The sequence below is a fragment of the Verrucomicrobiota bacterium genome, from assembly GCA_016871535.1.
Classification (GTDB): Bacteria; Verrucomicrobiota; Verrucomicrobiia; order Limisphaerales; family SIBE01; genus VHCZ01.
The window spans coordinates 1-16,750 of sequence record VHCZ01000034.1 but is presented as its reverse complement, the minus strand read 5'-3'; the positions used below and the strand labels follow the sequence as shown (position 1 = coordinate 16,750).

Here is a 16,750-nt window from a genome sequence, read left to right as displayed (position 1 = left end):
GCAAACTAAATATCCAGATTGCGCACGTTCAGCGCATTATCCTCGATGAACTGACGCCGCGGCTCCACTTCGTCCCCCATCAGCTTGGTGAACATTTCCTCGGCTTCGACGCCATCGGTCACATCGATGCGGAGCAGCTTTCGATTGGCCGGATTCATCGTGGTCTCGAACAGCTCTTTGGCGTTCATTTCTCCCAAGCCTTTGAAGCGTTTGATCTGAATTCCTTTTTTGCCGGCTTCCTTGACGCTGGAAAGGATTTCCGCGATGGAAAACAGGGGAGTGACCTGCGCCTTTTCGCCCTCCCCTTCGATCAACTCAAACAGGGGCTTGTCCTGCGCCGAGTAGTGCTCGACACTCAGTCCCTTTCTGGACAATTTGCCGAGAAGTTCCGCAATCGCCTTGCTTTCGTGCAGTTCGACATGGCGCGCCCGGCGGGTGTTGCCATTGCGGGCCTTCTCCTGCAGGGAGGTGTCCGCCTCGACATCGCCGAAGAGTTTGAGGTCGGGATTCTCGTTGCCGAATTTTTCCAATTCCACCTCGGTGTGGAAATAATGCACGAACTCGTCGTTGCCATCGCGAACCTTAACCAGATGGCGCGGCAACTCCTGAGTCCGCGTGTGCCGGTGTTCGAGATAATCGCCGAATTCGCCGCCGTGGCGCCGCAACGCCCTGGCGTATTTGTCGAGCGACGCGAGCAATTCGAGAATTTCACCAAGCTGTTTTTGGGTCAGCTCCTTTCCATCCGCCAGATTGCGCAAACGAACGTCCTCCGTGCCGAGTTGGATCAAAATCTTGTTCATCTGAACGTCATCCTCGACGTACTCGACGCGCTTCTTTCGCGTCACCTGGTAAAGCGGCGGCTGGGCAATATACACGTAGCCTCGTTTGACCAGTTCCGGCATCTGGCGATAGAAAAAAGTCAGGAGCAGCGTCCGGATGTGCGAACCATCCACGTCGGCGTCCGTCATGATGATGATCTTGTGGTAGCGCAGCTTCTCGAGATTGAAAGCGCCTTCGCCTTCGCCCGTGCCGATCCCGGTGCCGATGGCCGTGATCATCGTTTGGATTTCGGTGTTCTGAAGGACTTTGTCGAGCCGGGCCTTTTCGACATTGATGAGTTTGCCGCGGATCGGAAGGATCGCCTGAAAACGCCGGTCGCGCCCTTGTTTGGCCGACCCACCGGCGGAGTCACCTTCGACAATAAATAACTCGGTGTTCGCCGGATCGCGGTCCGAGCAATCTGCCAGTTTGCCGGGCAACCCTCCGCCCGTTAACGCGCTTTTCCGGACGGTTTCGCGAGCCTTGCGCGCCGCTTCACGCGCCCGGGCCGCCAGCAGCGCTTTATCGACAATCTTCTTGGCGACGGACGGACTCGCGTCGAAATAGCTCATCAACCCTTCGTACACGACCGAAGACACGATGCCGTCGATCTCCGTGTTGACGAGTTTGACCTTGGTTTGCGATTCAAAACGCGGATTGGGCAGCTTGACGCTCAGGACGCAAACCAATCCTTCGCGCACATCATCGCCGGAGATGGCCGGGTCTTTCTCTTTCAAAAGGTTGTTTCCCTTCGCGTACTGGTTGATCGCTCGAGTCAGAGCGGTCCGGAAACCGGTGAGATGCGTTCCTCCGTCGGAGTTTGCAATCGAGTTCGCGAAGCAAAGAATCTGATCGTTGTAGCTGTCGTTATACTGGAGGACACAATCGACAAACACTTCCTCCTTCTGCCGGCTCAGAACAATCGGCTTAGCGTGGATGACCTGCTTGTTCTTGCCGAGTTGTTTGACGAATTCCTCTATGCCCTCCTTGTAGAAAAAGTGCTCGCTCTTGTTCTCGATGCGTTCGTCCGTGAGGAAGATCTCCACGCCAGGGTTCAGGAACGCGAGTTCACGCAACCGGTTGGCCAGGATTTCGAACTTAAACTCCGTCGTGATCGTGAAGATCGTGGAGTCGGGCTTGAAGGTGATCAAAGTTCCCGTGTGCTTGGATTTCCCGATCACCTCCAGCTTTCGTATCGTAATGCCGCGCGCGAACTCCATGTAATAAACCTTGCCGTCCCGCGAGACCTCGACCTTGAACCAGTCGGAAAGCGCATTGACGCACTTCGCGCCAACTCCATGCAAGCCACCCGAATATTTGTAAGCGCCCTGGCCGAATTTGCCGCCCGCGTGCAGGTTTGTGAGCACGAGTTCCACGGCGGGTATTTGAAACTTGGGGTGGATGTCCACCGGAATTCCACGACCGTCGTCGCGGATGGAGCAGGACCCGTCCACATGGACGTTGACCTCGATGCGATTGCAGAATCCAGCCAGGTGTTCGTCAATCGAGTTGTCCAGAACCTCAAAGACGCAATGGTGCAACCCGCGCTCATCCGGGTCGCCGATGTACATGCCGGGACGCTTTCGGACCGCTTCAAGGCCCTCTAGCTTGTCGATTTTCGAGGCATCGTATTTCTCAGATTCCATCGCGACCACAGACATATTCCTAGGAAATTACCACTTCTCCGACGGCTTCGCCCGATGCGTTTCCAGGCGTCGGAATGATTCAAAATCCAGGTGATTCAAAGACTAAGAAAACCGTGCTCCCAACACAATGATATTCTCATATTTCTTGGCGGGAAAAACACTACCTATTGTGGAGATGTTGCCTCTTCACCACAGCCTATTGTGGAGACCAAAAGAGCCCGTGCGGGGCCCTGGCGCTTCGCATAAGGGAAAATGCAGCCTTGAGGGACAAAAACGCCTACTTCGGGGTCAAAACCACGAACCAAGCCGTTTGATTAGGGACATCCCCGCCGATGACCAGGCATTGGGGGATCGCCTGGTTGATTGTCCTAACAAGCTTCTCTTCGCCGAACAGTTTGACTTCGGTCATGGGTTTACCCTTGTCACTTACTTCGATATCACACTTATCGCTAAGTTTGACCCTTGTGCCTGGCTTCGGCTTGAGCGGAACAACGAAAGTAACGTTGGTCACTTGATAGTAATGGGCCCATCGGAAGATTTTCTGAAGTCCAGCTACCAATTCCGGATCCACCTTTTTCAATTTGGGGTCATCAGGTTTCTCCTTGTCCGTTCCCCAAATCAGTTGAGCCTCGAATTTTCGGTCTCCACCTTTGGGTTCGGCGCTTTCGATTCCGAGTGTGAAAACCAGCCCCAGGAACAACGGCACGAAGAAGAGGTCGGCTCTCATCGGCGGCATTTGCGCGTTACGTCGGCGTTGTTAACCACTAGTTGGAGCCGCTGTCAATCCACACCACAGTCATACCCGCGGCTTGAGAATGAAACGAAATCGCATTGGCTTCTTCGACGGGTGTATCAATCTCGTGAAAATAGCCGGCAATGGCACTTGACGGAGAGAGTGGCTTGACCATGAGGAGAAGGAAAACAACCAACACCGTGACTCCCGCAAGCGGCACCGCCAGCCGCATCCACCATCGGGCTGAAACCGGCGCAGGCTCGCGATTTGACTCCGCCTCCAGCCGGGTGATTTCTCGCTGGATTTTGGACCAGTAAAACTCCCGCGTTTCGGGCAGCTCGGCCGGCAACTCATTTCCGGCGAGCAAGGTTTTTGTGTCGCGCAGGTGCTGGCAAACCGCTTGAGCTTCCGTGTCGCTCGCAAGCCAGGCGTTCACTTGCCGAGCTTGCTCGGCCGTCAACTCGCCATCCAGGCAGGCTTGTAATTTCAGGAGGTTTTCTGTGTTCATTATCGTAACTCTTCCCGTTTCAACCCGGCGAGCAAAGCCGCCATCTTTCGTCGCGCGTAAAACAGCCGGGACATCACCGTCCCGATCGAGCATTCCATGCGTTTGGCGATCTCTTTATATTCCAACTCTTCAAATTCGTGCAAGACCAGCACGGTCCTGTGTTGGTAGGACAACTGGCCGAGCGCCCGGTCGATTCTCTGCCGAAGTTCGACGCGCTCCAGTTTCTCCGTCGGGTTCGGATTCACGATCGGCATTTGCCGCTCGACGCCGCCCAGTTCCTCATCCAGTTGCTCGATGGACTCCGCGCGAACTCGTTTCTGCTTCCGCAACTGGTCCAGGCAGAGGTTGATGACGATCCGCGTAATCCAGGTCACGAAGCTTGCTTCGCCCTGGAACTGCTTCAGCCTCTGCCAGCCCTTCACCCACGCTTCCTGAGAAAGATCAATGGCCTCATCCTCGTTCCGCATCATGCTGTAAGCCCGGGCATAAACTTTGTCCCGGTGCCGCGCGACCAACTCTTCAAAGGCGTCCATCCGGCCCCGCTTGGCCGCCGCGACTAACCCTGCGTCCTCCATTTCAGAACATGCGACGCGTTTTGTCATTGGAATGGACGCCCCCGCTGGGAAGCATATTCAGCACAAATCACAGTTTCCCCTTCGTGCTCGGAATTGCGTTCGCGATCCGAGGATCTCGCTGGCAGGCCGCGTCCACCGCCTTTGCAAAGGCTTTGAACAACGCTTCTACGATATGGTGAGGCTCATCGCCGTAAAGCAGTTCCAGGTGCAGATTGCAGCGCGCTTCGATCGTGAAAGCCTGGAAAAACTCCCGCGCCAGTCCGAAGCGAAACGCGGAAGACATATCCTGCCGCTTGTCCGCTGGGGAGATCCTCCTCTGCGCCTGGGCCGCCATTCCCCGCCAGACCAGATACGGGCGCCCGCTGAAATCGATCACGCACCGCGCCAGGCATTCGTCCATCGGAACGTAAGCTTCTCCGTTGAACGGATTCTTCGGGTGAAATCCGGCTCCGTAACGACGCAGACCTTTTTTATCGCCAAGCGCCTGACTGAACGCCTGGCCCAAAGCCAGCCCGCAATCTTCGACCGTGTGGTGCGCGTCCACATCCAGATCCCCGCGGCAGCGCAAGGAGAGATCCACCACCGCATGCTTGGCGAAAAGCGTCAGCATGTGATCGAAAAAACCCACCCCCGTCTTGATCCGGCCCGCCCCGGAACCATCGATCCGCAACTTGAGAACGATGTCCGTCTCCTTCGTCACTCGTTTGATTTCGGCCTGGCGGACTTTCATGAACAACCAACACGAAACATGAAACTCGAAACTGATTACTGATTCAACCGGGCCAGGTAACGCTCGGCATCGATCGCCGCGCCGCAGCCCGTGCCCGCTGCCGTCACGGCCTGGCGGTACACGTGGTCCGCGCAATCCCCCGCGACGAACACACCCGGAACATTGGTCTCCGTCCCGCGCTTCGTAATCAGATAGCCGTTTTCGTCCATGTCGAGAACGCCTTTGTAAATCTGCGTGTTGGGCACGTGCCCGATGGCCACGAAAACCCCGGCGCAGTCCAGCGTGCTCTCCCCGTTTGTCTTAAGATTCTTCAAACGCACGCCGGTTACCTTGTCGAGCTTCACGTCGAAGACCTCAGTGATGACGGAATCCCACACCGGTTTGATGTTTGCGTTCGACAGCGTGCGTTCCGCCATGATTTTCGAGGCGCGCAATTGGTCTCGTCGGTGAACCAGATACACGACCGACGCGAACCGCGTCAGATAAGTCGCTTCTTCGCACGCCGAGTCGCCGCCCCCCACGACCACCAAAGGTTGATTCCGAAACACCGGCAGCGCGCCGTCGCACGTCGCGCAGTAAGTGACGCCCTTTTTCTCCAGGAGCGACTCGCTTTCCAATCCCAGGTGACGGTGGCTGGCGCCACTGGCGATGATGAGCGTCTGCGCGTCGAGCGCTTCGCCATCCACGGTCAACTTGAACGGGCGGCGCGAAAGATCGACGGCTTCCACCGTTCCGAATTGCACCCGCGCTCCAAACCGTTCCGCCTGCTTTTGCATCCTCGTCATCAGCTCATACCCGTCGATGCCTTCGGGGAATCCGGGATAGTTTTCCACGATGCTGGTGGTCGTGAGTAATCCCCCGGGCATGACGCCGGTAAAAACGAGCGGGCTGAGGTTGGCTCGCGCCGTGTAAAGCGCCGCGGTCAAGCCTGCGCAACCGGTTCCAACGATAACCACTTTTTCCATAAAGAAATCTGAACGTAGAGTTCCACGATGATCTTGGCAAGCGCGGGCTGGGGTTTTCCAGCAATTCCCTTTATGGACTGCTTCCCACGAAGGCGAACGTTTCCAGGGTAGGGCGAGTCCGTCCCGGCGAGCCGTGTCCGACGTCGCGGGAACACGTTGGAGGCGGCTCGCTGGGGACAGGCTCGCCCTACCGAAGTCAAACTGAGAATTGCAGGGAAGTTCTCCACGGATCACACGGATGGGAAGCTGGAGTGAATCGCGCCGTGACCTCTCCAATCCGTGCTCTCCGTGTCATCCGTGGTCAAAGCGAATTCCCTCAGCTTAAGCGATATTCTAGAAAGTCGAAGAGGGCTTGCCTTTTTTGGATGGCGTGAGAGAAAGTCCCCGCATGACCTCAAAACATTGCTTTCACAAACTCCTTGTCACTCTCATTGGCTTTGGCGCGCCTCTCTCCCTCCAGGCCGCGGAACTCCAGGGTCTCGGCTACAAAGACACGCCCATGATTCCCGGCACGCAATGGCACGTCCATGACGGCGATCGCCCGCAGCCACGCATCGTCGCGCCGGCTGCAACCTTCAGCCACCTGGCGCCCGCGCCCTCGGACGCGGTGATCTTGTTCGATGGGAAAGACCTCTCAAAGTGGGAACTCCTGGGCGGAAAAGAACCGAAATGGAAAGTCGAGAACGGTTACATGGAAGTCGTCGGCGGCACGGGCAGCATTCAGACCAAAGGCAAGTTCGCCGATTTCCAGTTGCACCTGGAATTCGCCACGCCGTCCGTCGTCAAAGGCAACGGCCAGGGGCGCGGGAACAGCGGCGTCCTCATCAACGGCATGTACGAAATCCAGGTCCTCGATTCCTACGGCAACAAAACGTATCCCGACGGCCAATGCGGAGCGCTTTACAGTTGGACACCCCCGCTGGTCAACGCCAGCAAACCGCCCGGCGAGTGGCAGAGCTACGAAATCATCTTCGAGTCGCCGCGCTGGGACGAGAGCGGCAAGTTGATCAAGAAAGCCAACGTCACCGTGATCCACAACGGCCTCGTCTTGCACCACAAGCGCGAATTCCTGGGCCACTCGCCTCACCGCGAGAACGGCACTTACAACAAGAAGCAAGCGCCGGAAATGTTCATCCAGTTGCAGGATCACGGCAATCCGATGCGCTTCCGGAATATCTGGCTGCGCTCCCTCGGCGAATACGACAAACCGTAGGGCGCTCGGTAGGGCGGCGCTGACGCGCCGCCGCGCCTGGGTGTGGCCAACCGAAGTCTTGGCCCTTGCCATCAGCACTCGCGCCAGCGTGCGCATCTCACTTTTCTGCACGGCTGTGAAATCGGTTGGTTCGCCCTCACCCATATACCCTCTCCCGCTGGGAGAGGGAAAACGATGGGTTTGTGCGGGCACGGACGACGAGATTTCCTCTCCCAGCGGGAGAGGATTAAGGTGAGGGAGAATCTCCGGCACTCCTCGACGGGTTCGTTTCGAGTGAGTCGTGCAGGAAATGAGATGCGACCGCTCCCACCAACCTCACGAATTCCCTCGCTTTCTGGACTGCGAATTGCTGTTTGTTGAGCGAATGAGCGGATTTCTTTTGCGTGGCCACAAGCAGCTCGGACTTCTCCCGGCCTTTTTCGCCTGCGCGATTCTGGGCACAACCGGGAACGCTTTGGCCGAGGTCAGGCTAATCACCCCATCCGGCTCTCGGCCTGCGGTCCCTTTCCTTGTGTGCGTGGAGGTGCGCGACAACACCGGCGCGCGGGATTGGAATCTCTGGGACGCCGAAGCTCTCCTCACAGCGGATCAACCCGGCATCAGTCTTTCCCCAAGCCGCGTGGCGGTGCGAAACGGCCTGGGCACCGCCTTGCTCACCATTGGTGGAAACACAGATTTCACTTTGACGGCGACCGTGAACGGCGAGCGCGCCACCCGGACCGTCCGCAATCTCACCGGCCAGCCATCCGTCTCTGTCCAGGGCACGCTGCCGGGCGCCAGCACTACCTGGAGCGGGATCGTTTCGGTCACGGGCAACGTCACCGTCCCGTCCGGACACACCCTGACGATTCAGCCGAACACGCTCGTGTTGATCAACGGCGTGGCTTCCGGCACGACCGGCTTCAGCCTCACCGTCAACGGCTCGGTTCAATCGCTCGGCACTGAACTCGGTCCCGTGGTCATCACGTGTTCGGACGCCAATCTGAATTGGGGGCAAATCCGGCATGCCGATTCCCAGCCATCCACCTATCAACACACCTTCATCAGCAAGGCGGGCCGCGCCCCGGGCGAAGGCCACACTGGCACCGGTCCAGCCTTTCGCCTTAACAATGCCACGCTCACCTTCGATGGCTGCGTCATTTCCGACCTCACGGCAGGCGGCGCCACTATCGGGAAAATCATGATGGCGGACGCCTCGACCCTGACGTTCCGCGATTGCGTCCTGACGCGGGCGCGCATGGGACCCGAAATCGCCGGCACAGGTTTGGTCTGCACGAACAGTTACTTGCTGGAAATGACCGGGCCGGACGACGCCGACGGCATTTATCTTCACACTGCCGCCGGACGCCCGCTCACGCTCTCCCGCTGCGTCATCGCGTCCGGCGCCGACGATGCCATCGATACGCTCGATTCAACCGTCACGGTCGAGAATTGTCTCATTCGCGATTGGCCGAACGCGAACGAGGACGCCAAAGGCGTCAGCGTCTTCAACGGCGAAGTCCTGCTCCGGCGTTGTCTCATTGCCAATTGCTTCGCGGGCGTGTCGGCCAAGAGCAGTGGGCCGCTGGCAGTCGTGCGCATCGATCACTGCACCATTGCCGGAATCGATCACGGCGTCGCCGCGGCGACCAAGTCCAACGCCTCCGCCGGCAACATCAACATTTACCTGACCAACTCCATTGTCCGCTCGGTCGATGCTCTGCGCTCGGACTTCGGCCCAGAAAAATTCGTTTCCGTGACTTACAACGCGCTTTCCGAAGTCTGGCCCGGAACGGGAAACACCACGGCCGATCCGTTGTTCGTCGATGCCGCGGCAGGCGATTACCGGTTGTTGCCGAACTCGCCGTGCCTCAACGCGGGCGCCCCGGCCGCTCCACCCGATCCCGACGGGAGTCGGACTGACATCGGGTATTTCGCCGGTTCAGCGCCGCCGCGCGAGCTGTCGGTCCGCATCACCTCTCCTGCGTCCGGCGCGGTTTTCGCCGGCCCGACCAACATCACGATCACTGCCACCGCGGACGCGCTCTCCGGAACCGTGACGCGCGTGGAATTTTTTCAGAGCAGCACGAAATTGGGCGAAGACCTGGCCGCGCCTTACTCCTTTCTCTGGAGCAACGTTCGCGAGGGTAAATACACGTTGCGCGCCGTGGCCACTCAGTCGGCGAGCCTCATAGCCACCTCAGCGCCGGTGAACGTTGTCGTCACCTCGGACGAGGGGTCGTCCACGAACATCCTGGTCGCGGCGGGCAGTGATTGGAAGTACCTCGATACGGGCGCCGATCTGGGTGCGGCCTGGAGACAACCGACTTTCGACGATAGTTCGTGGAATTCGGGCAAAGCCCAACTCGGCTACGGTGACGGCGACGAGGTCACCGTCGTTGGCTTTGGACCCAACGCGAACAACCGTTACATCACGACCTATTTCCGCCGCGCTTTCTCGGCCACAGATCTGTCGTCGATCACGCGGCTGACCGTCCGCCTGCTGCGCGATGATGGCGGAGTCGTTTATCTGAACGGGACCGAAGTGTTTCGCAGCAATATGCCGGCGGGCGCCATTACCGCGGCTACTCGCTCGTCCGCCAACGCCGAACCTGCCGACAAGACCACCAACTTCTTCAGTCAGGACATCGACCGATCTCTGCTCGTGGCGGGACCCAATCTCCTCGCGGTGGAGATTCACCAGGCCAATCCCACCAGCTCGGACCTGAGCTTCGATCTGGAACTCAACGCGGTGCGTTCCGTGCCTCCGAATGCCCGCCCGCTCATCGAGATCAGCAGTCCGGCCAACAACAGCGCCTTTAACGAGCCCGCCACGATTGCGCTGGCGGCGGACGCCTCGGATCCTGACGGCGGCGTGGCCAGTGTTTCCTTTTACGCCAACGGCTCGAAGATTGGCGAAGCCTTCAGCAGTCCCTTCGCCTATTCCTGGAATAACATCACTGCGGGCGCCTACACGCTCACCGCCGTCGCGACGGACGCGCTCGGACTGTCCGCCACGTCCAGCGCCGTCAATATCACGGTCAGCGCCAAGGACGCGCCGCTGGCCATCACCACGCAATCGCCACCGCCCGGCATCGTCACGAGTCTGACGGAAATCACCGTCACGTTTGCCAAAGATGTCCTCGGCGTGGACGCAGCCGATCTTTTGATCAATGGCGCGCCCGCCAAGGCGGTCGCGGGTTCTGGCAGCCGATACACGTTCACCTTCCAGCAACCCGAACCCGGCACTGTGGCCGTTCGCTGGGCGGCAGCGCACGGCATTCGCGATCTGCAGGGCAATGCCTTCGGCGGCGGCGGTTGGAATTATGTGCTCGATCCCGCGCAACTCGGCGTCGCGATCAACGAAATCATGTACCACCCCGCCTCGGAGAATCCGCGTGAGGAATTTATCGAGCTGTTCAATCGCGGCCCGTCCGCCGTGAATTTGCGGGGCTGGCGTTTGAGCGACGGCGTGGAGTTTACTTTTCCAAACCTCACGCTGCCATCCGGCGGTTACCTGGTCGTCGCGGCTGACCTCGCCACGTTCAAAACCAAGTACCCCTCCGTCACAAATGTCGTGGGCAATTGGACCGGCCTCCTCAGCAACAGCCGCGAAGACATCGACCTCGACGATGCCCAGGGCCGTCGCGCGGACAGCGTGCGCTACGCGGACGAAGGCGATTGGGCGGCGCGCCGGCGCGGACCGCTCGATCGCGGGCATCGCGGCTGGGTCTGGTTCGCCGAGCACGACGGCCTGGGAAAATCCCTCGAACTCATCAACCCGAACGTCTCCAACAATTCCGGCCAGAACTGGGCTTCGAGCCGTGTCCCCGAGGGAACGCCAGGAAAAGCCAACTCGGTTCTCGCGTCCAGAACGCCCCCTTTGATCCGCAACGTCGCGCACTTCCCAATCGTGCCAAAGTCCACGGAGCCGATTCTGGTGACCGCGGAAGTGAGCGGCGAGTCCAGGCCAGCCTCGGTTGCGCTGCATTACCGCGTGGACCGCGCGACCCCGCCGCCTTTTGCCGCCGTTCTCATGCGCGACGACGGCCAGAACGGCGATGCTTCGCCTCGTGACGGGATCTTCAGCGTAGTCTTGCCGCCTCAGACGAATAGCGCCGTCGTAGAATTCTACGTCGAGGCCGGGGATTCGCCGGACAATGTCCGCACCTGGCCTGCCCCGGCCATCGCGGCGGCTGATGGCGCAGGCCCATCCGGTCAAGTCGCCAACGCGCTTCTTCAAGTCGATGACGCCGTCTATTCCGGCAGCCAGCCGCTCTACAAACTCATCATGACTGAAGCCGAACGTGCGGAGCTCGCGGTCATCCCTTCGCAGAGCAACGCCGAAGGTCCAAACTCACAGATGAACTGCACGTTCATCAGTTTCGACGGCACGGAGACGAACCTCCGCTACCTCACGGGCGTTCGCAATCGCGGCCACGGCAGCCGCACGGCGAATCCGCCGAATTATCGCGTCAACTTCCGCACCGACGATCCGTGGAAAGCCGTGACCGCGATCAATCTGAATACCCGCCAGGTTCACATGCAGAATTTCGGAAGCTGGCTGGCGATCAAATCCGGCGCGGCCGGGACTTACTCGCGCGCCGTCCAGGTGCGCGTGAACAACGCCAACCGCGCCACGCCCGGCGCCCCAATGTTCGGCTCTTACGCCGCGAACGAAGTCTATAGCGCGGACTGGGCCGACCGTCACTTCCCGTCCGATAGCGGCGGCAATCTCTACCGGATCGTCCGGGATATTCGCCCGCCCAACTTCGACTATCGCGGCGCCGTCAAAAACTCCTACACGAACACCTACTTCAAGGAGACCAACGTCACCGAGGACGATTGGCGCGACCTGATTGGCATGCTCCAGATCATGGGCGAGAACAGCAGCGCCCTATTCACCACCGAGAACGTCCGCAAAGTCGTCAACGTGGACCAATGGCTGACGCATCTCGCGGTCATGAACCTCATGGCCAACGGCGAGTCCGGCCTGAACACCGGGAACAACGACGATTATTTCCTCTATCGCGGCGAGTCGGACCCGCGATTCATCCTGTTGTTTCATGATCTCGATCAGATTCTCGGCCAGCCCGGATCGCTCGCGCAAAACGTCGAAATCTTTCGCGGCACCTGCTGCCCGATCTCCGGTGACACCGAAGGTTCGTGGCGGGCGATGACACGATTCCTGCGCTCGTCGGACTTCGGGCCGCTTTACCTGGCCACGCTGCAGCGCCTCCTGGACACGACCTTTTCCAAACCACAGTTCGACACGCTCATCGATCAAGTGCTCGGCAGCTACGTGCCTCAAGCCACGATCAGCAGCGTGAAAACGTGGATGGACGGGCGCCGCAATTATGTGCAGTCGCAGCTCCCCGCCCGCACCACGAGAAGCGTCCCGTTGGCGAATGTTTCCGGCGCGCCGCGCTCTCCTACGCCCCGAACCTCCGCCACACTTGACGTCGGCGGCGCCGGCATCACTCATTACCGCTTCAGCTTGAATGGGGGCGCCTTCGGCGCGGAATTGTTGGTCGATACGCCGATTGCGCTTTCCAATCTGGCCAACGGCACGAACACCGTCGCCGTCATTGGCCGGAACGCCGCCAGCGTGTACCAGGATGCAAACAACGCCACTCGTGTTTCCTGGGTCGTGAACACCGCCTGGCTGGGCGTCCGGCTCAATGAAATCATCGCCAGCCGCACCGGCGCCTTGCGCGACCAGGTCGAGTTGCTCAACGAAGGCGCCGCGACCGTGAATCTTGCCGGCCTGCGCCTCACGGACGATCTCAGGAAGCCGAACGCTTTTACGTTCGGTCCCGCCACGCTCGCTCGGGGCGCTTTTCTGGTTTTGGATTCGGCGCAACTCGGATTCTCGCTCGATGCCGCGGGCGACGGCGTTTATCTCCTCAACAGCGTCGCCGCCGGCGGAGCGTTGCTCGATTTCGTGGAGTTCGGCGCGCAGATGGCCGATCTCTCCCTCGGACGCGTCGGCGAGGGCGGTGATTGGCAACTGACGCAGCCAACTTTCGGATCGGCCAACGTGATCCAGCCCGTGGGCGATCTCCGGCAAATCCGCATCAACGAGTGGCTCGCCTCCGGCATCAGCCCGTATCCGGACGACTTCGTCGAACTCTACAATCCGGAATCGCGGCCCGTCGCCCTCGGCGGATGTTCCTTGACGGACCAACCCATCGGCGCGCCGGCACGCCGCCGCATCGCTCCTCTGAGTTTTATTCCCGCGAAAGGTTTCGCACTCTTTGTCTCAGGCAATGGCAATCGAGCGAACGAATTCAACTTCGGCCTCGATCCGGACCAGGGCGAGATTGCGCTGTTCGCGCCGGACCAATCCTTGATCGATTCCGTCGTTTATGGCCCGCAACGGACCGGCGTCTCGACCGGCCGCTGTCCGGACGGCGATGCGGCGCTGAAGGCGCTCGACGCGCCGACTCCGGGCGGCCCGAATCAATGCCCGTTCGAGGCGTCCCCTCCGCAGTCGATCACGCTGGTTCCCTACAATCACGTCTGGAAGTTTGAGGCGTCGGGCACGGACCTGGGCACCGCGTGGTTCAATCCCGGTTTCGACGCCGCCGCCTGGAACTCCGGACCAGGCTTGCTCGGCGTCAAAACCAATCCTTTGCCCGAACCGATCCGGACGGTGCTCCCGACCGCGCGCTACGCCACTTACTATTTTCGGGCGCAGTTCAACGTCGATCCCGCGCTCGCGCCCAGCAGCGTCCAGGTCTCCCACTTGGTTGATGACGGCGCGGCGTTTTATCTGAACGGACGCGAAGTGGCGCGCTACAATCTCGCGGCCGGCGCCACGTACGAGTCTTTCGCCGCCGCCAATCTGGGGGACGCCGCCTTGCGCACCTTCACCCTGCCTGCGGACCAGTTGCGCCCCGGCGCAAACTTCCTCGCCGTCGAAGTCCACCAGATCAACGCCACCAGCAGCGCCGTCGTTTTTGGACTCAAGATCGACGCGCTAATGACGGCCAACACCGCCGCCCAGTCCGGCGTTCTGATCAACGAAGTGCTCGCGAACAATGCCACGTTCGCCGAACCCGACGGCAGCCGCCCGGATTGGGTCGAACTCTACAATCCTTCTGCGACCGCCGTCGATCTTGCGGGCTTGAGCTTGACCGACAACGCCGCGAACCCGCGGCGCTGGTCGTTCCCTGGCGGTTCAATCATCCCGGCGAAAGGCTTTCTCAAAGTTCGCTTCGACGCAGCCACGGCCGCGGCACCGGCCAACACCGGATTCGGCCTCAACGCCGGAGGCGGCGCGGTCTTCTTGTTTGGTCGCCCAGCCGAAGGCGGCAGCCTGCAAAGCTCAGTGACCTACGGGTTGCAGCCTGCGGATTGGTCGATCGGCCGCGTGCCCGACGGCACAACGAACTGGACGCTCACGGTTCCGACCGTCGGCGCCGCGAACCGCGCCGCCACTCTGGGAAATCCGCGGTTGCTCAAAATCAACGAATGGATGGCTGACGCGAAGGCCGGCGTCCGGTGGGGCGAGGCTCCCGCCGAGCCGGGCGATTGGTTTGAGATCTTCAACCCAAATCCCGAACCGGTGGACCTGAGCGGTTTTTGGCTCTCCGACAACCTCGCCGACCCAATGAAACATCTGCTGCCGCCGCTCTCGTTCATCGGCATCGGCCTGCATGGCTTTCAGAAGTTCGTCGCTGACGAGCAGCCGGAAGCGGGCGCCAACCACGTGAACTTCAAACTGAGCGCTTCCGGCGAATCGCTCGCGCTCTCCACCGCGAACGGCGGGTTGATCGACGGCCTCAGCTTCGGCCCGCAGCTCCCGGATGTCTCCGAAGGCCGATTCCCCGATGGCGCCGCAAGCCTCGTGAGCTTCGCCGCCACCCCCACGCCAGGGAGCGGGAATTACTTGCCGCTCGGTAACGTTGTCATCAACGAACTGCTCAGCCACAGCGATCCGCCGCTCATGGACGCCGTCGAGCTTTTCAATGCCAGCGCGTCCGCCGTCGATCTCAGCGGCTGGTTCCTGAGCGACTCCGCGTCCAACCTCCGCAAGTTTCAGATTCCGGCCGGCGCCGTGATCGCGCCGGGCGGCTTCGCGGTGTTTTACGAAGACCAATTCAACCGCGCCGGCGGCGCCGGCGAACCGTTCTCGTTCAGCTCCGCGAAAGGCGATGAGGTCTTTCTGTCGCAGGCGGTCAATGGCACGCTCACGGGCTATCGTGCTTCGGCGGCGTTCGGCCCGGCGGAGAATGGCGTTTCCTTTGGGCGATTCCAGACCAGACTAGGCTCTCATTTCGTGCCGTTGGCGCAACGCACTTTCGGAAAGGACAACCCGGCCACCACCAACGAATTCAAACTCGGCGCCGGCGCAGCCAATTCGTCCGCGAAAGTCGGCCCTGTCGTCTTCAGTGAAATCATGTATCATCCCGCCAAAACCAACGCCGCGCTGGAATTTGTCGAATTGCACAATTTCAGCGCCGTCGCTGTGCCGCTTTATGATCCGGCCAATCCCGCCCACACCTGGCGGCTGCGCAAAGGAGTTGATTTCGATTTCCCGCTCGATGCCAGCATTCCCGCCGGCGGTTTCCTCGTGGTCGTAAGTTTTGATCCGCGTTCCGACACCGTCGCGGTCTCGGAATTCCAGAAGGCCTACGGAACCGGCGCGGCGTTGATCGGACCTTTCAGCGGCAAGCTCAACCGGGCCGGCGATACCCTCGAACTTCAAAAGCCGGATGCGCCGCAGACGTTGCCCGGCCCGGACTTCGGTTTGATCCCTTACGTCACCGTGGAACGAATCGACTACAGCGACGCTTCTCCGTGGCCCGCCTCAGCCGATAGCAGCGGTCATTCGTTGCACCGGCGCAGCGCCACCCTCTACGGTAACGATCCCGCGAACTGGACCGCCGCGCCGCCCAATCCTGGCGCAGGCTTCGCCGCTCCGGGCGATTCCGACCACGACGGCTTGCCGAACGATTGGGAAATCGCCCACGGCCTCAATCCCAACGATCCTTCCGACGCCGCCGCCGATTCCGATGCCGACGGCCTGAGCAACGCGCAGGAGTACCTGGCCGGCACCAATCCCCGCGACGCCGCCAGCGTCCTCAAGACCGGTGTGCGCGCCGATGCCAGCGGCGGCCTGACTCTCGAATTCACGGCCGCCGCGAACCGGGCCTACGCCATCGAACTTCGCAATTCCCTGACAACTGGCGCCTGGCAAAAACTCGCCGACATCCCCCCGGCGCCGTCCGACCGCGTGATGAGAATCCCGATCCGCCCCACCGCCTCATCCTCCTTCTTCCGCGCCGTCTTGATTCCGTAGCGGAACCATGCGGTCTGAGATGGAGAGCGCAAGCGCCCTCGCGTGCATCGAGCTTTGAACCTTTTAACTTTGAACCCGAAACGCATTGCCCATTTAACTTACTATTAACCTCCTTTTTTGTGAAACTATTTCGTGCACAAGCCCCAAGGCAACGATATTTTTCCAGCATGCCGCCTTAAAAGGCGGCGATTAGGTCGTCCAATCAACGTTCGGCAAATCCAACAATCGCGCGCTCGACAATGCCGACGCAACAGTTAGGCTAAGGTCATGGATAC

General features: G+C 60.3%; 8 protein-coding genes. 2 read left to right on the top strand and 6 right to left on the bottom strand.

All coding sequences use genetic code 11. From position 1 onward, the window contains the following. Positions 1-5: 5 nt before the first annotated feature. The 6 genes from gyrB to trxB all read right to left on the bottom strand — a co-directional run bounded on the left by gyrB (position 6) and on the right by trxB (position 5,976). A complete protein-coding gene (gene gyrB / locus FJ398_06980) occupies positions 6-2,480 on the bottom strand; it encodes a DNA topoisomerase (ATP-hydrolyzing) subunit B (protein MBM3837695.1) in 2,475 nt (824 codons plus the stop codon). 262 nt (positions 2,481-2,742) lie between these two features. Beyond that, on the bottom strand, positions 2,743-3,192 hold the full coding sequence (locus tag FJ398_06975) for a hypothetical protein (GenBank protein MBM3837694.1): 450 nt from the start codon (positions 3,190-3,192) through the stop codon (positions 2,743-2,745). A gap of 37 nt (positions 3,193-3,229) precedes the next feature. After that, positions 3,230-3,706: a hypothetical protein gene (locus FJ398_06970; GenBank protein ID MBM3837693.1), complete on the bottom strand. Its 477-nt coding sequence runs from the start codon at positions 3,704-3,706 to the stop codon at positions 3,230-3,232. Beyond that, entirely contained in the window at positions 3,706-4,308 is a 603-nt protein-coding gene (locus FJ398_06965) for a sigma-70 family RNA polymerase sigma factor (GenBank protein ID MBM3837692.1), read from the bottom strand. Before FJ398_06965 ends, FJ398_06970 begins: the two co-directional genes overlap by 1 nt. A gap of 40 nt (positions 4,309-4,348) precedes the next feature. Continuing rightward, complete coding sequence (gene hisB, locus FJ398_06960) at positions 4,349-5,011, bottom strand: imidazoleglycerol-phosphate dehydratase HisB (GenBank protein ID MBM3837691.1); 663 nt, start codon at positions 5,009-5,011, stop codon at positions 4,349-4,351. Positions 5,012-5,046: 35 nt separating this feature from the next. Continuing rightward, the gene (gene trxB / locus FJ398_06955; protein MBM3837690.1) at positions 5,047-5,976 is read right to left on the bottom strand and encodes a thioredoxin-disulfide reductase; all 930 of its coding nucleotides are present in this window, start codon (positions 5,974-5,976) and stop codon (positions 5,047-5,049) included. A 388-nt stretch (positions 5,977-6,364) separates the two neighbouring features. Between trxB and FJ398_06950 the strand changes: the two genes are divergently transcribed. Together FJ398_06950 and FJ398_06945 are read left to right on the top strand one after the other, a co-directional pair. Further along, positions 6,365-7,189 carry a DUF1080 domain-containing protein gene (locus tag FJ398_06950; GenBank protein MBM3837689.1) on the top strand — a complete coding sequence of 275 codons (825 nt, stop codon included), beginning with the start codon at positions 6,365-6,367 and terminating at the stop codon, positions 7,187-7,189. A gap of 289 nt (positions 7,190-7,478) precedes the next feature. Beyond that, entirely contained in the window at positions 7,479-16,475 is an 8,997-nt protein-coding gene (locus FJ398_06945; protein ID MBM3837688.1) for a hypothetical protein, read from the top strand. Positions 16,476-16,750: the final 275 nt, after the last annotated feature.

Coding starts and splice junctions, on each gene's coding strand:
- gyrB (MBM3837695.1), bottom strand. CDS start 2,480: ATGTCTGTGGTCGCGATGGAATCTGAGAAATACGATGCCTCGAAAATC.
- FJ398_06975 (MBM3837694.1), bottom strand. CDS start 3,192: ATGAGAGCCGACCTCTTCTTCGTGCCGTTGTTCCTGGGGCTGGTTTTC.
- FJ398_06970 (MBM3837693.1), bottom strand. CDS start 3,706: ATGAACACAGAAAACCTCCTGAAATTACAAGCCTGCCTGGATGGCGAG.
- FJ398_06965 (MBM3837692.1), bottom strand. CDS start 4,308: ATGACAAAACGCGTCGCATGTTCTGAAATGGAGGACGCAGGGTTAGTC.
- hisB (MBM3837691.1), bottom strand. CDS start 5,011: ATGAAAGTCCGCCAGGCCGAAATCAAACGAGTGACGAAGGAGACGGAC.
- trxB (MBM3837690.1), bottom strand. CDS start 5,976: ATGGAAAAAGTGGTTATCGTTGGAACCGGTTGCGCAGGCTTGACCGCG.
- FJ398_06950 (MBM3837689.1), top strand. CDS start 6,365: ATGACCTCAAAACATTGCTTTCACAAACTCCTTGTCACTCTCATTGGC.
- FJ398_06945 (MBM3837688.1), top strand. CDS start 7,479: ATGAGATGCGACCGCTCCCACCAACCTCACGAATTCCCTCGCTTTCTG.